The 14,100-nt window shown below is 72.3% G+C and carries 14 protein-coding genes; 4 read left to right on the top strand and 10 right to left on the bottom strand.

Going from position 1 to position 14,100, the window contains the following annotated elements:
* The first annotated feature begins 72 nt into the window (after window positions 1-72).
* Window positions 73-870 carry a TIGR04222 domain-containing membrane protein gene (locus ACZ4M3_RS17030; protein WP_467733314.1) on the top strand — a complete coding sequence of 266 codons (798 nt, stop codon included), beginning with the start codon at window positions 73-75 and terminating at the stop codon, window positions 868-870.
* Between the two features lie 246 nt (window positions 871-1,116).
* The gene (locus ACZ4M3_RS17025) at window positions 1,117-2,079 is read left to right on the top strand and encodes an ABC transporter ATP-binding protein (protein ID WP_467733312.1); all 963 of its coding nucleotides are present in this window, start codon (window positions 1,117-1,119) and stop codon (window positions 2,077-2,079) included.
* 36 nt (window positions 2,080-2,115) lie between these two features.
* On the opposite strand, the gene ACZ4M3_RS17020 is transcribed toward ACZ4M3_RS17025, so the two are convergent.
* The 3 genes from ACZ4M3_RS17020 to ACZ4M3_RS17010 all read right to left on the bottom strand — a co-directional run bounded on the left by ACZ4M3_RS17020 (window position 2,116) and on the right by ACZ4M3_RS17010 (window position 4,395).
* A complete protein-coding gene (locus tag ACZ4M3_RS17020; protein WP_467733310.1) occupies window positions 2,116-2,547 on the bottom strand; it encodes an HIT family protein in 432 nt (143 codons plus the stop codon).
* 214 nt (window positions 2,548-2,761) lie between these two features.
* Window positions 2,762-3,271, bottom strand: coding sequence for a RidA family protein (locus ACZ4M3_RS17015; protein ID WP_467733308.1), 510 nt, complete (start codon window positions 3,269-3,271; stop codon window positions 2,762-2,764).
* Between the two features lie 113 nt (window positions 3,272-3,384).
* Window positions 3,385-4,395: a glutathione S-transferase family protein gene (locus ACZ4M3_RS17010; RefSeq protein WP_467733306.1), complete on the bottom strand. Its 1,011-nt coding sequence runs from the start codon at window positions 4,393-4,395 to the stop codon at window positions 3,385-3,387.
* A 226-nt stretch (window positions 4,396-4,621) separates the two neighbouring features.
* Between ACZ4M3_RS17010 and ACZ4M3_RS17005 the strand changes: the two genes are divergently transcribed.
* On the top strand, window positions 4,622-5,635 hold the full coding sequence (locus ACZ4M3_RS17005) for an NAD(P)H-dependent glycerol-3-phosphate dehydrogenase (RefSeq protein WP_467733304.1): 1,014 nt from the start codon (window positions 4,622-4,624) through the stop codon (window positions 5,633-5,635).
* Window positions 5,636-5,949: 314 nt separating this feature from the next.
* Here the strand turns inward: ACZ4M3_RS17005 and ACZ4M3_RS17000 are convergent, their stop codons facing one another.
* Both ACZ4M3_RS17000 and ACZ4M3_RS16995 read right to left on the bottom strand, forming a co-directional pair.
* Complete coding sequence (locus ACZ4M3_RS17000) at window positions 5,950-6,309, bottom strand: DoxX family protein (protein ID WP_467733302.1); 360 nt, start codon at window positions 6,307-6,309, stop codon at window positions 5,950-5,952.
* A gap of 91 nt (window positions 6,310-6,400) precedes the next feature.
* Complete coding sequence (locus ACZ4M3_RS16995) at window positions 6,401-6,895, bottom strand: dimethylsulfonioproprionate lyase family protein (protein ID WP_467733300.1); 495 nt, start codon at window positions 6,893-6,895, stop codon at window positions 6,401-6,403.
* A gap of 81 nt (window positions 6,896-6,976) precedes the next feature.
* Between ACZ4M3_RS16995 and ACZ4M3_RS16990 the strand changes: the two genes are divergently transcribed.
* The gene (locus ACZ4M3_RS16990; RefSeq protein ID WP_467733299.1) at window positions 6,977-7,828 is read left to right on the top strand and encodes a LysR family transcriptional regulator; all 852 of its coding nucleotides are present in this window, start codon (window positions 6,977-6,979) and stop codon (window positions 7,826-7,828) included.
* Between the two features lie 142 nt (window positions 7,829-7,970).
* Here the strand turns inward: ACZ4M3_RS16990 and ACZ4M3_RS16985 are convergent, their stop codons facing one another.
* The 5 genes from ACZ4M3_RS16985 to ACZ4M3_RS16965 form a co-directional block, all read right to left on the bottom strand.
* Window positions 7,971-10,241, bottom strand: coding sequence for a YbdK family carboxylate-amine ligase (locus ACZ4M3_RS16985; protein WP_467733297.1), 2,271 nt, complete (start codon window positions 10,239-10,241; stop codon window positions 7,971-7,973).
* Between the two features lie 100 nt (window positions 10,242-10,341).
* The gene (locus ACZ4M3_RS16980) at window positions 10,342-11,331 is read right to left on the bottom strand and encodes a carbohydrate kinase family protein (RefSeq protein ID WP_467733295.1); all 990 of its coding nucleotides are present in this window, start codon (window positions 11,329-11,331) and stop codon (window positions 10,342-10,344) included.
* On the bottom strand, window positions 11,328-12,317 hold the full coding sequence (locus tag ACZ4M3_RS16975; protein WP_467733293.1) for a zinc-dependent alcohol dehydrogenase family protein: 990 nt from the start codon (window positions 12,315-12,317) through the stop codon (window positions 11,328-11,330). The genes ACZ4M3_RS16980 and ACZ4M3_RS16975 overlap by 4 nt, the downstream gene beginning before the upstream one ends.
* Complete coding sequence (locus tag ACZ4M3_RS16970; RefSeq protein ID WP_467733291.1) at window positions 12,314-13,141, bottom strand: carbohydrate ABC transporter permease; 828 nt, start codon at window positions 13,139-13,141, stop codon at window positions 12,314-12,316. The genes ACZ4M3_RS16975 and ACZ4M3_RS16970 overlap by 4 nt, the downstream gene beginning before the upstream one ends.
* A complete protein-coding gene (locus tag ACZ4M3_RS16965; RefSeq protein ID WP_467733289.1) occupies window positions 13,138-14,100 on the bottom strand; it encodes a carbohydrate ABC transporter permease in 963 nt (320 codons plus the stop codon). The genes ACZ4M3_RS16970 and ACZ4M3_RS16965 overlap by 4 nt, the downstream gene beginning before the upstream one ends.

Raw genomic sequence — 14,100 nt, 5'->3', positions numbered from 1 at the left:
TGGCCGAGTCGGCGCAGCGGAGGGCTTGGGGCTGCGGGCGGCCGGGGAAGGCTGGAGCCGGGGGTGGTTCGTATGGGCTCGACGGGTGGGGTGCTGGCCGGTGTGGCGTGGTGCCTGTTGCTGCTCGCCGGGGTGTTGCGGTTCAGCGGCGGGCGCGTCGGCCAGGCGGGCAGGGCGTTGTCGCCGGTGGACGTGGGGCTGTTGCGCGGGGGCGTGCGGGGGGCGGCGCAGACCGGTCTGGTCGAGCTGTACCTGGCCGGCGCGGTGCAGGCGGGGTTCCGCCAGACGGTACGGGGTGTTGAGGACCGGCTGCCGCCGCATGGCTGCTCCGCGGTGGCCCGCGCCCAGTACGGTGCGCTCTACCGGCGGATGCACCCCCGTCGGCTGCAAGACGACGAGAGGGTGCGCAGGGCCCTCCGGGAGACGGCCCGGGCGCTGGAGCGTGCGGGGCTGTTGGTGTCCGCCAAGCGGAGGTGGGCGGTACGGGCCTTGCTGCTCCCGGTGTTCACGGCGGCGCCCGTCGGGGCCGCCGCGGGTGAACGGGTGGCGGTGTGGCTGTGGCTCGCCCTCCTCGCCGACGTCGCCGCGCTCGCGCTGTGGGCGGGACCCCGCCGCGCGCCGCGCGGCGCGGCGCTGCTCGCCCGGCTGCGCCAGGACCACGCCGGGGCACGTCGGGCCACGGAGCGGGACGACGCCGGCGCGCTGCTGCTGAGCGTTGCCCTGTTCGGCGCCCCGGCGCTGCGCGCCCAGCTTCCCCGGTTCACCGAGGAGAGCGGGCTGCTGACCCGCCGCCCGAGGGAGCCCATGGAGCGGAGCGGGCGCGGCGGCTGGCACGAGTCGGCGGGGGGATGCGGGGGGTGCGGGGGGTGACGCACCGGCGGGGAATCGGAGCCCCGGCCCCGGCGCCCGTGCGCCAGACCGGGTCGGCCATGCGGGCGGCTGCGGCTCTTTCGGCTGAAGGGGTGTCGGCAGGGGGAGTTGCTCTGGTTGCTGACGTCCGGCGCAAAAGCTTCTTTCAATGCGCCGCGTCGCAACCGGGGTCTGGGCAAGCGCCGGCCGGCGGGACCGGCGCGGGGCTGCGCCGGTTGCCCGCACCGGCTGGCCGGGAGACCAGCGTTGACCACCGACCAGCCGACGTACGAGGAGCTGCGCCGCCGGGCGACGGCCGCCGCCGAGCCCCGCACCCCGGCAGCGGACGCCGCGATCGCCTGCGACCGGCTGGTCCGGATCTTCAGCACGGACGGCATCGAGGTACAGGCCCTCCAGGGGCTGGAACTGACGGTCGTGCAAGGAGACCTGGTGGCCCTCGTGGGCGCCTCGGGCAGCGGCAAGTCCACCCTCCTGAACATCCTGGCGGGCCTGGACGTCCCGACGGCGGGCAGCGCGGCGGTCGCCGGCTACGACCTGCTGGACCTGTCGGCCCGGGACCGGCTGCGCTACCGGCGCGAAGCGGTCGGCTTCGTCTTCCAGCAGACGGCCCGCAACCTGCTGCCGTTCCTGACGGCCGCCCAGAACGTCGCCCTGCCCATGCAGTTGAAGGGCGGCGTCGCCCGACGCGGCGCAGGCGCCCGCCGCGCGGCGCGGATCACGGAGATCCTGGACGCCCTCGGGATCGGCGACCTGGCGCACCGGCGCCCGGCGGAACTCTCGGGCGGCCAGCAGCAGCGCGTCGCGATAGCCGTGGCGATGGCGAACGACCCAAGCGTCCTGCTGGCCGACGAGCCCACGGGCGAACTGGACTCGGAGACGGCCGCGGCCGTCTTCGAGACCTTCCGTACGGTGAACAAGGAGCTCGGCGTGACGGTGGTCATCGTGACGCACGACCCGATGGTGGCGGGCGAGGTCCGCCGCACCGTGGCGATCCGCGACGGCCGCACCAGCAGCGAGGTGCTGCGCCGCCTGGTCACCGACGAGCACGGCGAGGAATCGATCAGCGAACGGGAGTACGTCGTCCTGGACCGCTCCGGCCGCGTCCAGCTCCCGCCGAAGTTCCTGGAGGCACTGGGCATGGAGCACCGGGTGGCGGTCGACCTGGCCCCGGACCACATCGAGCTGCGCCCGGACCGGAGTCACCGCTGAACAGCTGTCGTCCGATCTCGGGCTCCGGCTCAACTCCTATGACGCGCCTTGTGCCGCGTTGCCTGCCGTCATGGCGGCGGCGAGCCGTGCGACAGGGTCCTCGGCGATCTGGTGCCGGGACCGTTGCGCGGGCCAGGTGGAGAACCGGTCGTCCGACCAGCGCGGGACCACGTGGAAGTGGAGATGGGGCACCGACTGTTCGGAGCCGGGTCCGCTGGCGCTCAGGATGTCCACGCCTTCGGCGTTCAATGCGGTCCGCATCTTCCGGGCCAGACGCTGGACCAGCTCCATGGTGTGGGCCAGGACCTCCGGCGGAGTGTCGAAGATGTCCGTGAAGTGGGGTGTGGGAACCACGAGCGTGTGCCCTGGTGCAAGGGCGTTCAGCGGCGCGAAGGCAGTGGCCAGGGGCTCGCGGACCACCCACTCGGCGGAATCGTCACGCATCAGGCGGCAGAAGATGCAATCCATGCGCCTGACCCTGCCAGAGGTGAAAAGGGACCCGTCGACCGGGCCGCGATCAGGCCGATGAGCCGCTCCCGCGAATGGCGTGACGGCGACACGGGTGCCGGGGCGCAAGCGGGGACCGGCCCGGCGCCGACGGGTCGGCAGGCGGTCACCGGAGCAGTGACCGCCGCTGTGCGCGCTGAGCGGCCGCGCGGCGGTCACCGCGCGGCCGGTCCGGTCAAGAGCGCGGCGACACCAGCGCGGTGGCCTCGATCTCCACCAGCTGATCGGGGAACGCCAGGTCGGTGACACCGATGATGGTGTCGGTCGTGCGGTGGTTGCCGACGTACTCCTTGTGCAGCCTCGCTGCCGTGTCGAAGTTCTTCCGCAGGTCCTTGGTGTAGATCTTCATGCTGATGATCTGACTGCGCGGGATCCGGTAGTGCGCGAGCACCTTGTCCATGTTGGCGAACGACGTGCGCACCTGCGTCTCGAAGTCGCCGACGCCCACCAGGTTCCCCGCCGCGTCGTGCGACAGCTGCCCCGAGATGTAGATCGTGTCACCGGCTCTGATGGCCTGCGAGTACCCGTAGGACTCCTCCCACGGCACCCCGAACCCGAAGTGGTCCCAGCCGCGACGCGCCTGGTCCTGCGCGCTGGCTCCCTGCGGTCCCACAACGGCGATCATCACGGCCACCAACGCGGCCACCACGGCGGCAATGCCGAACCTACGCCCTGACTTGGTCATTCCCTTTGTCCTTTCGTCCCCAGTGGAGCCTGGCGCCAAGACGCTTTCACGACACAAGCGAGAACTCCTCGAATGGGAATTGATTCGACGTCAAATGCTTGCCCGGGGCCGGATCAGGGGTGGGACGGGGCGTAGAGGGGCGGGACGGTCTCGGCGGGGGAGGGCGGCCCGGGCGGGGTGCCGTCCCCGAACGGGCGGCCGCCCAGGGCGGCGCGGCCGTGCGGTTCGAGCCAGCCCGACGGGTCGGGGCCCGCGGGCACGATCCCGGTCGGGTTGATGTGACTGTGGACCAGGTAGAAGTGCCTCTTGATGTGGTCGAAGTCGACCGTGTCGCCGAAGCCGGGCGTCTGGAACAGGTCCCGGGCGTAGGCCCACAGCACCGGCATCTCCGAGAGTTTCTGCCGGTTGCACTTGAAGTGGCCGTGGTAGACGGCGTCGAAGCGTACGAGCGTGGTGAACAGCCGTACGTCCGCCTCGGTGATCGTCTCGCCGACGAGGTAGCGGGAGTGCTCCAGCCGCTCGGAGAGCAGGTCGAGCCGGGCGAAGAGACGCTCGTACGCCTTGGTGTACGCCTCCTGCGACTTGGCGAACCCGACGCGGTAGACGCCGTCGTTCACGTCCGTGTAGATCTCTTCGTTGACCGCGTCGATCTCCGGCCGCAGCGCGGGCGGGTACAGCGCCGGTGCCCCGGCGCGGTGGTGGGCCGTCCACTCCAGCGACATGTCGATGGTGATCTGCGCGTAGTCGTTGGTGACCACTTCGCCGGTCGGCACGTCCACGATGGCGGGCACGGTGATGCCCCGGTCGTAGCCGGGGTCGCGGGCGAAGTACGCCTCCTGGAGCCGCTCGATCCCGAGCACCGGGTCCCGGCCGCCCGGGTCGAGGTCGAAGGTCCAGCTGCGGACGTCATGCGTCGGCCCGGCGACGGCCATGGGCAGGGCCTCCTCCAGCCCGAGGAGCCGCCGTACGATCGTCGCGCGCTGTGCCCAGGGGCAGGCGCGGCTGACCACGAGACGGTAGCGGCCGGGCTGCACCGGGAAACCGTCGCGTCCGTCGGCGGTGATCCGGGTAGTGATGTAACGGCTGTCACGGGAGTACCCCTTGGCGGGGCGTACGTAGCTCATCCCCTGGCCCTACCCAGGAACCCCGACTACGAGCGGCCACTCCACCAGGGCTCTGCTGACCCTCGTCCCGAACCCCGCCTTCCGGTATCCGCCGGTCGCCGTCGCCGCAGCCGGTCTGACCCGGGAGCACCTCCCGGCCGAGTACGCTCCGTGCGGCGTAGCAGAAGTCACCACGGGCCCGTCCGCCAGACCGGCGAGCGGCCCGTGCCCGACGAGGGGACCCGCAGTGAGCCAGCACCCTTCCGCCCGTGCGGCGGTGTTCTCGGCCGGGTCCTGGGGCACTGCCGTCGGCAAGGTGATGGCGGACGCAGGCACCAGCGTGACCATGCACGCAAGGCGGAGTGAGATCGCCGACGCGATCAACACGACGCACCGCAACCCCGGTTACTTCCCGGACTTCGAGCTGCCGTGCACGCTGACTGCCACTACGGACCCGGCCGCCGCGCTGGCCGGCGCGGACTTCCTCGTGCTGTCCGTCCCCGCGCAGTCCCTGCGGGCGAGCCTCGCCGCCTGGGCTCCGCACATCGGCCCCGACACCGTCATCGTGTCGCTGATGAAGGGCATCGAGATCGGCAGCGGCGTTCGGGCGAGCCAGGTCATCACGGAGGTGACCGGCATCGGCGGCGCCCGGGTCGCCGTGCTCTCCGGCCCGAACCTGGCCCGCGAGATCATGGCCGGTCAGCCCGCCGCGGCCACCATCGCCTGCCCCGACGAGTCCGCCGCCCACCGCGTCCAGCGGGCCTGCCACGCCCCCTACTTCCGTCCCTACACCAGCACCGACGTGACCGGCTGCGAGCTGGGCGGCGCGGTGAAGAACGTCATCGCCCTCGCCGTCGGCATCGCCCACGGCATGGGCTTGGGCCACAACGCCCAGGCCATGCTGATCACCCGCGGCCTGGCCGAGACCACCCGCCTCGCGACTGCGCTGGGCTGCCACCCGGCCACCCTCGCCGGGCTGGCCGGCCTCGGCGACCTGGTGGCGACGTGCTCCTCACCGCTCTCCCGCAACCGCACCTTCGGCACCATCCTCGGCCGCGGCCTGACCGTGGCCGAAGCCACCGCCGCCGGTCGCCGGACCACCGAGGGCGTCAAGAGCGCGGAGGCGATCCTCGCCCTGGCCCACGCCCACGACGTCGAGATGCCGATCACGGAGGTCATCTCCGCCCTGCTGCACGAGAAGGTCACACTCGATCAGGCCGCGGCCGCGCTGACGCAGCGGTCCCCAGGGCCCGAGCGCTGACCCCCGGAGAGCTCCGTCGCGGGCCCACCCGCCCTCGCCCTTCCGAGGGCGAGGGCGCGGTCTACGTGGGGCACCTGGACTCGGTCCGGGTCACCCCCGAGGCAGGGTTCGGGGCGGAGCTGCGGGACCACGGCATCGCCGCGGTCACCGGTTTCACCTGGCCGGCCGCCTGCCCGGGGGGCACGGATCGACCACGTCCTCAGCAAGGGCCGGCTGACCGCGATCGCCTCCCGGGTGCTGGCCGCCGCAGGCAGCGCCCATCGCGCGGCGGCGTCCTGCCGGTACCGAGCCGCGCACGTGCGCGGCACACGACCTCACATGCCGGTGGCCAGCCAGACCGTCACGGCCGCGGCGGCGGCGAGCCCGACGTTGAGGGCGATCCGGCGGTCTCCACCGGTCAGGTGGACGGCGATCGCCCCGGCTTGCAGGAGTACCAGGCCGATGGCCGCGGCTGAGGCGAGCCAGGGCGCGATGCCCGTCAGCGGCGGCAGGACCAGGCCGGCCGCGCCCAGTACTTCGCCCGTTCCCAGTGCCCTGAGGGCGGCCAAGGGCACGCGGTCGACCCAGGCCATCATCGGCCGGAGCTGATCATGGCTGCGGGTCACCTTCAGCGTGCCCGCGTAGACATAGAAGAGGGCGAGCGGTCCCGCGACGATCCAGTAGGCGATGTTCATAGTCCCCGTTCGTTCCCGTTCGTGGGCCACCGGTTCGCGGGGCCCGTCGTTTGCGTCGACCGGCCGGGCCCGGGCCGTTCCGCCGGGTGCCTCAGGCGAGGTCGGTGGCGGGCCGGGTCGCGTAGCGGTTCATCGCGTCGAGGTTGGCCTGAGGCGTCAGTGGCCGGCCGCCGGCGAGCGCCTCCTGGAGGTCCCGGAAGTACTGCACGTACAGGTCGGGGGTGAACGTGCTGAGCATGACGGCGGGTTGGTCGCTCACGTTGGCGAACGTGTGCGGGGTACCCGGCGGCACCATCACGAGCGTGCCCGTGGTGGCGTCGTGATCCTCGTCCCCGACGGTGAACCGCACGGATCCCGAGAGAACGTAGAAGCCCTCGTCGTGCTGGGCGTGGCGGTGCTGCGGCGGTCCCTGGGTGTGCGGGGCGAGGACGGATTCGGCGATCGCTAGGCGGTGCCCGGTGTGGCTGCCGTCCTCCAGAACGCGCATGAGCGTGGGGCCCAGCACGATCGTCTCGCCCTCGCCGGGACCCACCACCCTTACGGCGGGGGCGGACTGCGGCTCGGTGGCTTCTGCTTCTTCGGTCATGCCCACCAGTGCACCGCCGGGGCCCTGCCGGTGTCCAAGACCTATCCGGCAGCGCCGATACCTCGCGGGTATCGTCGCAGCATGGAGCTACGGACCTTGCGCTACTTCGTGGCGGTCGCCGAGGAACTCCACTTCGGCCGGGCCGCCACCCGACTGCACATGAGCCAGCCGCCGCTGAGCCGTGCGATCAAGCAGTTGGAGGCCGAGCTCGGGGCTCTGCTGTTCACCCGCTCCGCTGCCGGCATCGCGCTCACGCCGGTGGGTACGGTGCTGCTGGACGAGGCGCGAGCCCTGCTCGACCATGCCGACCGCGTCCGGGTACGTGTGAGCGCGGCAGCCGGCGTCGCGACCATCACCGTCGGCATCCTGGGCGACGGCACCGACCCCGGACTGTCCAGGCTGGCCGATGCCTACCGCCGGAGCCATCCCGGCATCGACATCCGCATCCGCGACACCGATCTGACCGACCCGACATGCGGCCTGCGCGCCGGACTCGTCGACGTCGCCGTGACCCGGGCGCCGTTCGACGAGACGGCCCTGACGGTACGTGCGCTACGGGCCGATCCGGTGGGCGCGGTCCTGCGCGCCGACGATCCGCTGGCCCGCCGCGACCGGCTGCGGCTGGCCGAGCTGAGTGACCGCCGCTGGTTCCAGTTCCCGCAGGGCACCGATCCCGTCTGGCAGTCGTACTGGAACGGCGGCCGCCCGCGCGAGGGGCCGGTGGTGCGCGCCGTCCACGAGTGCCTGCAGGCCGTGCTCTGGAACGGCACGGTCGGCGTGGCCCCGCTCGGCCACGACCTGCCCGCCGAGTTCGTCGTGGTGCCGCTCATCGACATGGAGCCGAGCCGGGTGGTGGCGGTGTGGAAGGAAGGTGACACCAACCCGTTGATCCGGTCGTTCGTCGGGATCGCGACAGCCGCGTACCGCCACTGAGCACGGCTGCTCGGCGCAGGTGATCGACCTGCGGGCCCTGGACACCCCGGCGATGGACTGGAACACCTCGGTCTCCGTCGTGTCGCGGACCGGCGCCGCGGTCTTCGTGGACCCGGCGGCACGCGGTGTTCCGCAGCGGGGGTTACAGCCCCGGTGTGTAGGGGGCGATGCCGATGATGAGGATGTCGCGTCGGCCGCTGTCCGCGCCGTTCGCGAGGCGGACGGGCGCGACGTAGTGGCTGACGCGGTAGTCGTGCACGCCGTAGCCGTCCAGCGGTTCGGTCATCATGAAGCGGGCGTGGAGGGCCTCAGGGGGTAGGACGTCAGGTACCCGGCCCGCGCTGTCGGGGGTGGCGATGACGTTGTCGCCGCCGGTGATGTTGTGGCAGCCGATGAGGTGGGCGAACGTGAAGGTGGCGGGTGAGCCGCCGTCCTGGTGCAGACAGTTCGGCGAGGAGACCGCCACCTGCTGCCGGCCCCCGACCGCCAGCGTGATCATGTGCACGCCCACGTACACGGGCGTGTGCTGCAGGTCTTGCAGCCACAGCGCCTGGTCGAGGTCGGCGCGGATGAGGGCGTTCAGCAGGCGGTTGCGCTGGAGTGCCGGCGGGATGTCGGGCAGCCTGCGGCGGACGCGCGGGAACTCGGGGTTGTGCTCGTCCTGCCAGTACTCGGTGACCGTGCCGAACTCCGGATCGGGAACGCCGGGGACGAACGACAACTCCCCGTTCCACGGGAGGTGGACGGCATGCGAGTAGCGGCGGTACCGGTTGGTGTCCGGCGCGTACGGGTCAAGGGGAAGGTCCCGGTAGCCCTGGGCGAGCTGGGCGAAGTCTCCGGCCAGCGCCTCGGCGTCCACTCCCAGGTCGGCGGCGTCGAGCCGGGCGTAGCCGTCGCGGCGCACATTCGCACGGGCGCCCGGGGAACCGGCTGCTCGGTCCGTGGGGGCGGATGCGGAAGCGGATGCCGTTGCGGTCGCAGGGCTCTTCGGGGATCGGTCGTCCATGGTCTTCTCCAGCATCCGTGAGCGGCCGCCCAGGAGTGGCCCCGGGCTCTTTCTGGCTCCCCCCTGTCTCCCTAACCGCCCTACAGCGGCTCCGTGTTCGTTCCTCAGAGTGGCACGGCTACTCGGTGGCGGCGTGGTGGAGTCGGCCGGACAGCCGAGGCGCGGCCGAGCAGGTGCGCCGGGCGGCGGGCTCCTCGCCGGGGGTCCGCGGTCAGGCGGAGTTTTGGGCTCGGCCCGTTCCCGGCCCGGTACCGGCGGTGTACCGGGCGGGGGCGGTGCCGGGTCGGTCGTCCACCGCACCAGGTCGTCGACGACCGCGTGCAGGCCGCCCGCCCGGTGGGCGGCACGCTGACGGTGCGCGCCGGTTCCCCGGCCGGCCAGCCGGTCGAAGAAGGCGGTGACCCGTTCGAGGTCTCCCAGGTCCTCCAGCGCCGCACCGATGTGCTCCACGAGCCGCCGGGCGCGCTCGGTCGCGGGAAGCATCTGCCCGGACAACGGCTCCACCCCCTGTCCGTGCCAGCCGTCGCGCGTCGCGTACCAGTAGGCCGCACGGAGCAGCTCGCCGCTGCGCCGCGGGCCGGGGTCACCCTGCTCCACCAGGCGGGCGGATGTCACCACCAACGCACGCACGACCGCGGCGATCGCCACCGAGTCGGCGGGGTCGGCGGGAACGTCCATGCACCGCACCTCCAGGGTCGGCAGGCGCGGGTGCGGGCGGATGTCCCAGAACGGCAGTTCGGCGAAGGACATCCCACCCACGTCGGCCATGGCCGCGGCGGTGCGCCGGTAGTCGTCGAACGACTCGACGTACGGCGGCGGCCCCAGGGTGGGAAAGCCCAGCCGGATCACCGACCGCCAGCTGGCGAATCCGGTGTCCCGGCCGTTGTGGAACGGTGAATTCGCGCTCATCTCCACCAGCAGCGGCAGCCACCCGCGCAGATGGTTGCCCGTCAGGGCCGCCACGTCCCGGTCCGGCAGGAACACGTGGACGTGCAGTGCGCAGACCGCGAAGTCGTCCATCATCGACCGGTACAGCTCCACACCGGCCCGGTAGCGGGGATGATCACCCACAGGTACCCTGGCCCCGCCCCCGAGCACGGGTGTCCCGGAGGGGCATGCCCGGACGCCCTCCAGCGCCGCGGACGCAGCGAGCGCCCGGCGCAGCCGCGCCAACTGGGTGTGCAGCTCGTCCACCGTCGCGCACGGCGTCGTACGCACCTCGACCTGGAGATCCGTGAACTCCCGGGCCACCAGATCGCCGAGGTCCGCGGTGGCCCGGTCCGCGACCCGTGGCCCGGCGGGCACCACCGCACGGGTATCGGGGCGGACCAGGAAGTACTCCTCCTCCACCCCCACCGTCGCCACCGTGTCGTCGGCTCCCGGTGGCACCTCGCGGCTGTCGTCCATCCACTCAGACTCGCCCCGATCCCCGACCCTGTCACACCGCTCTCCGGCAAATGGCCGAGCCCGGCCCGTCCGACGCCGCATGGAATGCGGCGTCGGACGTCTATGGCGCTCCCGGTCGCGCCACCTCGCGCAGGGTCGGCGGGTCGGCGCCCGGCCGGGTGCAGGTGAGGGCGGCCACTCGGGCGGCGAAGGAGAGGGCCTGGGCGAGTTCCTCCGAGAGGTGGGCGGAGGCGGTCGCCCTGCGCAGGGCGCGGCGCGCCTGCGCCGCGGCCACACCGGCTTCTCCCGCACCGCCGAGGAGTCCGGGGTGCAGCAGGCCGCTGAGCAGCCCCGCCATGAAGGCGTCCCCCGCTCCGACCGTGTCGACGACGTCGACGGCCTTCGGCGGCAACCGGTACACCCCGTGCCGCCAGAATGCCCAGGCGCCCTCCTCGCCGACGGTCAGGACGACGAGCGAGGGCCCTGTCATGGCCCAGTGCGAGGCCACCAGATGGGGCGGCCGGTCGGGATAGAGCCAGGCCAGGTCCTCCTCGCTCGCCTTCACCACGTCGCTCAGCGCGACCATCCGCTCGACACCGCGGCGCTCCCGCTCCGGGGCCGACAGGAGCGCGGGCCGCAGGTTCGGGTCGTACGAGAGCGTCGCCACGGCCCGCAGCCGCTTCGCCGCCGCGACGACCAGGGCCGCGCCGGGGGCGAGGGCCGTGGCGAGGGAGCCGGTGTGGGTATGGGCCGGGACACCGGTGCGGGCCGGGTCGACCGCCGACGGGGCCGGATCCCAGGCGAGGTCGAACTCGTACGTCGCCGAGCCGTGGGGCCCGAGCCGGGCGACGGCACTGGGGGTCGGCGCGTCGGTGACGGATCCTTCCGTCAGTGCGACACCGCTGCGCCGGAGGTGTTCCTTGATCTGCGTCCCGGGCCGGTCCGTTCCGATGCGGGTCCCGAGCCGCACCGGGTGGCCGAGCCGGGCCAGCCCCAGGGCCACGTTGGCGGGGCTGCCCCCTGGACGGGATTCGGGGACGCCTCCGGGGGTGACCAGGACGTCGGTGAGCGCTTCGCCGATGACCAGCAGCGGCGGCGCCCCGCCCGTCACGGTACGACCAGGATCTTGCGGCCGCGCCCCGCCTGGAACTGGTCGAGCGCCCCCGCGTAGTCGGTCAGGGGCAGGCGGTCGCTGATGAAGACGTCCGGATCGACCACCCCCAGGGCGAACAGGTCGGCGGCGCGTTCGTAGCTGTGCAGGACGGCCATCGACCCGGTGATGGTGATCTCCTGGTTGTAGATGCGGTACGGCTCGATGGTGGCGCGGGCCGCGTAGTCGGCCACGCCGAACTGGAGGTACGTTCCGCCGCGCGCGACGCGCCCGAGCCCGTCCTGGATGGCCCGCTCGCTGCCGGTGGCGTCGATCACGACGTCCCAGCCGCGCGGGCGCTCGATCTCGGCGGCGCTGGCGGTGGCGTGGGAGCAGCCCAGTTGCCGTGCGGTGGCGAGCCGGGTGTCATTGATGTCCACGATGTCCACCGTGGCCGCTCCGGTGCGTTTGGCGAGCTCCATCATCATCAGCCCCATGGTGCCGGCCCCGTAGATGAGGACATGGCTGGCCAGAGAGCTGCGCAGGACGTCGTAGCCCCGGACGGCGCAGGACAGCGGCTCGATCAGGACGGCGTCCTGGATCCGCACGTGGTCGGGGAGCTTGACGCAGTTCGCGGCGGGCGCGACGGTGAACTCGGCAGCCGCCCCGGCCGTGGTCACGCCGATGGCCGCGTACCGCTCGCACAGGTTGTTGCGGCCCAGCCGGCAGTAGTAGCACTCGTTGCAGTAGAGGGAGGGGTCCACGGCCACCCGGTCGCCGGGGCTCAGCTCGGTGACCTCGGAGCCGGTGGCGACGACTTCGCCGGCGAACTCGTGTCCGGGCACGAGGGGCAGGCTGGGGGCGAACTCTCCCTTGAGGATGTGCAGATCGGTGCCGCACAGTCCGCAGGCGGCGACCTCGACGACGACGTCGCGGGGTCCGGGAGCGGGATCGTCGACCGTCTCGACCGACACGACTCCGGGTGCTTGGATCACGGCGGCTTTCACTTGACTGCTCCAAGGGACAGGCCCTGGACCAACTTGTCCTGGGCGGCGAATCCGGCGATGAGGACCGGCAGCGATACGCAGACGGCGGCGGCGCACACCTTGGCCAGGAACAGGCCCTGGCTGGTGACGAAGCCGGTGAGGAAGACGGGGGCGGTTCCGGCGACCACACCGGTGAGCACCCGGGCGAAGAGCAGCTCGTTCCAGCTGAAGATGAACGAGATCAGCGCGGTGGCGGCGAGGCCCGGGGCCGCGACCGGGGCGACGACGCGGACCAGCACGGTGGACAGGCCCGCGCCGTCGATCGACGCCGCCTCCAGGATCTCGACCGGCACCTCGGCGAGGAAGGAGCGCATCATCCACACCGCGATCGGCAGGTTCATCGAGGTGTAGAGAACGACGAGCAGCCAGATGTTGTCGAGCATGCCGGTGTTCTGGGCGATGAGGTAGACGGGGAGCAGCCCGGCGACGGCCGGCAGCATCTTCGTGGAGAGGAAGAAGAACATGACGTCGGTCCACTTGCGTACGGGCTTGATGGACAGGGCGTAAGCGGCCGGTACCGCGAGGACGAGCACGAGCAGGGTGGACGCGACGCTGGCGGTGAGGGAGTTGATCAGGGGCGGCCAGGGGGTCGTCCCGGCGCCCGACCCGAAGAACTCGCGGTAGCCCTGGAGGGTGAGCGCGGCCCCCAGGTCCGGCGGGTTGGTGGCGGCGTCCGGCTCGCTGTGCAGGGAGGTGAGCACCATCCAGGCGAACGGCAGGAAGAAGAGGAGCCCGCAGGCCCAGGCGGCCAGGCCCCAGATGCCGCGGCGCGGTACGGCCTTCACAGCGTCTCCTCCTTGAACAGGGACGACACCGTGCGCAGGGCGAAGGTGGCGATGGCCATGGTGCAGGCCACGACGATCACCCCTTCGGCGGACGCCTGGCCGTAGTCGTGGGCCTGGTAGAACGTCGCGTACACGGTGTAGGGGAGGTTGGCGGTGCCGAGCCCGCCGGAGGTCAGGGTGAATACGGCGTCGAAGTTCTGGACCACGTAGATGCTGCCGAGCAGGGCGGACAGTTCCAGGTAGCGGCGCAGGTGGGGAAAGGTGAGGTGGCGGAAGACCTGCCAGGTGCCCGCTCCGTCGACGCGGGCCGCCTCGACGATGTCCGGCGGGCGGCTCTGGAGTCCCGCGAGCAGGATGAGCGTCATGAACGGGGTCCACTGCCAGATCAGCGACACCTCGACGGCGACGAGCGGCAACGACGACATCCAGTCGGGCTGAGGGGCGCCGTCACTGCCGAAGAGCCCCCACAGCCAGGTCAGTGATCCGTTGATGAAGCCGTACGAGGCGTTGTAGAGCGCGTGCTTCCACAGCAGGGCCGCGGCGACCGGGACGACGAGGAACGGGGTGATGAGCATGGTGCGTACGACGCCCCGGCCCCAGAAGCTCCGGTCGAGGAGGAGCGCGAGACCCAGCCCGAGCAGCAGGCTGACCAGGACCACCACGGCCGTGAGGACGACGGTGGTCAGCAGGGCGGAGCGCAGGCCGGGGTCGGTGATCGCGGCGCGGTAGTTGGTCAGGCCGCCGAAGCCCCGGCTGTCCGGGTCGAGGGCGTTCCAGCGCATGAAGGAAATGACCAGGGTGCCCACGAAGGGCAGTTGGGTGACGACGACCAGGAAGAGCAGGGCGGGCAGCAGCGGGGCGCGCCGGGCCCAGGCGCCGGCCGGACGGCGCCGGACCGGGCCGGCCGGGCGGCCGCGCCGTACCGCCGTGGTCGGCCGGGCGATCGGTGGGGCAGCCAT

The organism is Streptomyces sp. NPDC026522 (assembly GCF_055567555.1).
This window is presented reverse-complemented; position numbering and strand designations above follow the sequence as displayed.